Below are 4,112 nucleotides of genomic sequence, written 5' to 3'. Positions count from 1 at the left end.
TCGTAGTAAGGCACGAACACCAGGTCCGGCCGCGACGCCAGCTTCAGGCGGATGGCCGGACCATTCGCGCCTTCGGGCAGTGCTTCGGGCGCCATCTCCAGCAGCGGACCGTCGGCCAGAATCACCGTTTCCTCCATCTTGAAGCCGTCGATCAGCCCCGTGGCAAACACCAGCGGGCCGCGCGTGATGGCCGCGTACTCGTAGCGCATGACCTGCTGCGCGACGGGCGAACCGTCCGGAGCGCGCGACTCCTGCGTGTTCTGGCTTAGCTTGCGATGCAGGGTTGGCACCATCGGCAGCGACAATTCGACCACATCACCAGCGCGCCACTCGCGCTCCAGGCAAAGGTAGCCGCCGGCTTCTGCCCCGGCGGCGTTCGCGCCCATCCATGCCTCGCCGTCTGCGCCATTCACGCGCACCGATGCGCCGTCCGCCCAAGAAGGAATGCGCAGCGCAAGCGCAAAGCGCCCCGCGCGTTCTGGCTGGACGCTGATGCGCACAGCGCCGTCCGCAGGATACGCCGTGTGCTGGACCAGCCGCACATTGCCGGCAGCGGCAGTCGCCAGCGTGGCCTCGCCCGGCCCATAAATATTGATTGCGATTTCGTCAGCGCCGCGCAAGGCATACGTCACGCCGGGCAGCTCCTCCAGCGCCATGGCGCCGCTCGATTTGCAGCAGCGCCAGTACGTCGTGTAGACACGCCGTCCGTTCGGGAAAATGTAGTAACACCAGTCCTCGCCGTTTGGCGCTTGCGCGCCCAGCAGATCGTTGTAGGCCGAGCGCTCAATCTCCTCTGCGTATTGCGCCTCGCCCGTGATCGCCAGCAGTTCGCGGTTCATCTGCATCCACGCCAGCGTGGAGCAGGTTTCGATATAGCCGTATGGCGAGAAGGCGCCATGATGATTGAACACTTCGCGCGAACGATGCGCGATACCGCCCCAGGGTCCGCCGCCCAGGCTCAGATGATATTCGTGAACGCTATGCCAGACCTTGCGCACGGCGTCGAGATATGCCGGCTTGCCGGTGGCCCGGTGCAGCTTGGCCAGGCCGACCATATTCCAGCACAGCTGATAGGCCTTGCCGGTGGCGATTTCCGCCGCGTCGGCGCCCTTCAATGCCTGCGTCAGCAGATTCAGTTCGGGGCGCGCGTCCGCCTGCTGCACGATCAATTCCGCCAGCTGAAGATAGCGCGCCTCGCCAGTGCGTAGATACAGCTCCACCGCAGGATCGAGCAGGATGGTGGCGGACATGCCGTGATGATTGCCCAGCTCCGTGATATCGACGCCACCTTGCGTCAGCGCTTGCAGGCACAAGTCGCCGATGAAGCGCGCGGCATTCAGATAACGCGGCTCAGGGAAGTATTTGTGCACTTCCAGCAGACCGATGATCAGATAGCTGTGCGTCCAGATATCCCAGGTACGCTGGCCGGGTGCCCCATCCCAGGTGCGCGGTCCGCGCGGCTGCTTGTGCATGAAGCGGCGCTCCGGCGCGTAATTACCCAGATAGCCGTCCTCCTCCTGCTGCGCCACCAGAAAGTCCGCCACCCGCAGCACATGCGATGCGAGCGGATGCCCGGCGCTTCGGCTGGCCGCGCGCGCTGCCGCATACAGCCATTTTCCCGCATGCTCGCCATACCAGTCGCCTTCGTGATTGCAGCACTTGTGCTCTGCGCCAAAAAGCGCGATGGCCGGACTATGTTCATCCTCGATGAAATGCGACAGGCGGCCATTCAGGTTGGCCTGCAGCGCGTCGCCCAGCAAGCCTTGCAGCTGGACTTGCGCTGGCGATGGAAAACGGACAATCGCTTCCATATCAGGCCGCATCCACCACGCAGCGGAAGYCCAGCATGCCGGAGCGGTCTTTCGACGGCGCCATCAGCAGGTATTTGCCATGCTGGTCCAGCCGATGCGCCTGCGGGAAGTACCAGTGCGAGCTTTGCGGAATATACGAACTGCCGCCGCGCAGCGCCGCCGCGCGCGTGTGCTCGTCCTCGAATTCGCTGGTCCATTGCCACACATTGCCCACCAGATCCATCACGCCGAACGGGCTGGCGCCTTCAGGGTGCGCATCGACATCATCCGGCGGCAGCAATTCGCGGCCGGTGTTCTGCTGCGGCACCACGTTGCCGTTCCATTGATCGCCCCACGGGTAAAGGCGGCCGTCGGTGCCTTGCGCCGCGTACTGCCACTCCCATTCATGCGGCAAACGCTTGCCGGCCCAGGCGGCATAGGCACGCGCATCCTCCAGGCTGACCCAGGTCACTGGCTTGTTTTCCCAGCCCTTGCGTGGCGCGCCGTTGTCCCAGTCCTTCAGGAAGTTGTGGGCATCGCGCGGCGCGTAGCCGCTGGCGTCCAGGAACTTCTTGAATTGGGCATTGGTGACGTTGTACTTATCGATGTAGAACGGCTTCATCGCCATGCGGCGGCGGTGCGCGCGGCGGCCGATGCTCTCCCACGGATACTGGAAGTCCATGCTGGCCCAGGTATAGCCCTCAACTTCAATGCCGGTCACCACGAAGTCGAAATCGCCAGCGGGGATGGCCACCATGCCTTCCGGCGCTTCGCCTGCGGTGGCAGTCGGCGCAATATCGATCATCTTCTGCGGCAGCGGCTTCCAGGAACCGGAGAAGCTGCGCAGCGGTGCGCTCGCCATGTCCGACATCTTGTGCAGGAAATCATCCATGCCCGCCACGCTGACACCGGCATCCACACCGACGATGGCGCCGAAACCCTTGGTTTCCAGCGTCAGATCAAAGGTCGCGGTCGCGCCTTCGCCCAGCCCCTGCAGGCGCGGCGTGAGCGGCACGCCATTCCAGGCGTCGTAATAGCTGCGGCCCTCGGTATGCGGCACCACCAGCTGCTCGCCGTTCACTTCGTATTCATTGCGGTTCACAATCGTCCACAGCGTGACGCCATCGGCCGGGAAGCGGCTGGCGAACACGTTCTGCTGCAGCGCCATCGCATACGGTTCCCAGCCTGGGCTGACCAGCTGCTCCGGGAACTGGCGGTAGATGGTGGCGATACGGCGCAGCGCTTCACCATCGCGGTCCGTAAACTTGTTCCAGATACCCCACACGTTTTCCCAGGCCGTATAGCCCACGCCGTTGAAGAACATGTACTGGAAATCGTCGGTGCGGTCGCGGCACCAGCGGTTTTCCAGATTGACCATGTGGCGCGACTCCAGCCACTTCACCTTGCTCACGGCAGGTATGGTGTCCGTCGACGCCTTGCCCCAGGTTTGCTGATTCCATTGCAGCGCTTCGTCCGCGGTCAGCGAGCCTTCGGGCTGGAAAATCATGGGGCGATTGGCTTTGTCCGACACATCGGCATACACACGCGGCACACCATTGTAGGTGTCGCCGTTCACGCCGTCGGCGCCCAGTTGCACCGCGAGTCCGGTCACCGCGTCCCAGTCTTCCATGCCTTCCGGCCTGGTGCCGTTATCCCACGGCATAGTCGGCAGGAACACGCGCACGCCGCGCTTCTGGAAAGCCTGCACCGCCTTTTTCAGTCCATCCAGGCCGCCCGGCATATCGCTGGCCAGCATGGTCTGGTTACGGTTGTCGATGCCGATGTTCGGATAGACGTACCAGATCAGCACACTGTCGATGCCGCCGAAGCGCTTTTCCAGATCGTCCAGATAACGGTCCACCGTGTACTCACCTTTGACTGGATCGTAGAAGTAACGGTCCTCCACCATCATCTGCGTGTGCACGAAATTGCGCTGCGACCAGGCCAGCTCCGGGCGGTCGTAGCGCGAGCCGTCATAGCCCGCGCGGATCTTGTGTTCGTGGCGCCAGATCGTCAGTTCCTTGCGCCAGCTGTCGGCATAGTTGTTGACGTCGATCCTCCACTTGCCGATATTGATGTAAGGCCAATCCGGCGACTTGCCCGGCGTGGGCAGATGGGCCGGCAAGGTGTGCGGCAGCGGCGTGTCCCAGTGCTTCGGCTCTTTCGCCGGCACGGTGCGGGTGTCATAAGTGGGTGGACGTTTGCCGGTCATGATCTTCCTCGGTTCTCGATGGGGTGTCTGCGTAGATGGTGAGGCCGGCCAGCGACTGGTCCGGCGCAGGGAACAGATAGCTGGCCAGGTAGCCGAAGACGTTGCACAGC

Annotated in this window: 2 protein-coding genes; both read right to left on the bottom strand. The window is 63.3% G+C overall.

All coding sequences use genetic code 11. From position 1 onward, the window contains the following. Positions 1–1,811: glycoside hydrolase family 127 protein (locus AB4Z11_RS25300; RefSeq protein ID WP_442028540.1), on the bottom strand; the 1,811-nt coding region annotated here is incomplete at its 3' end. A gap of 1 nt (position 1,812) precedes the next feature. Next, on the bottom strand, positions 1,813–4,002 hold the full coding sequence (locus tag AB4Z11_RS25295) for a formylglycine-generating enzyme family protein (RefSeq protein ID WP_442028539.1): 2,190 nt from the start codon (positions 4,000–4,002) through the stop codon (positions 1,813–1,815). Positions 4,003–4,112 lie beyond the last annotated feature (110 nt).

Source organism: Pseudoduganella sp. RAF53_2, assembly GCF_052113985.1.
Lineage (GTDB): Bacteria > Pseudomonadota > Gammaproteobacteria > Burkholderiales > Burkholderiaceae_D > Rugamonas.
The sequence above is the reverse complement of the archived record's forward strand: the minus strand, read 5'-3'. Positions and strand labels throughout refer to the sequence as shown.